The organism is Pauljensenia sp. UMB3104 (assembly GCF_030217285.1).
Classification (GTDB): Bacteria; Actinomycetota; Actinomycetes; order Actinomycetales; family Actinomycetaceae; genus Pauljensenia.
In genome coordinates this window covers 1-246 of the sequence record NZ_JASONN010000494.1, presented here as the reverse complement: position 1 = coordinate 246, position 246 = coordinate 1, and the positions used below count along the sequence as shown (strand labels likewise).

Genomic DNA, 246 nt, shown 5'->3' with positions numbered 1-246 from the left:
ATCTTGAACAGTCTGCGGCGGCAGCGTCCTGAGTGACCGTGACGCGAGTCGAATAGCACCCAGCATGGTGGCCTGTTCGCCGCGAAATCGCTGTGCTGCCGGATCATACCAGGCGCGCGTGTCCTCATGGACAATGGCGCCCGCACACCCCAGCGCATCATCCTCGCTGAGGGGGAGCGCCGCCCGGATCAGCGCGGTTGAACTGCCTGACGGCCGTGTCATATCGCTCACCGCCAGCCACTGCTG

At 65.0% G+C, this 246-nt stretch carries 1 pseudogene; it reads right to left on the bottom strand.

The window, feature by feature from the left end:
- Nucleotides 1-246 (bottom strand): annotated as a pseudogene (locus QP415_RS12535) (ATP-dependent helicase C-terminal domain-containing protein); the annotation flags it as partial.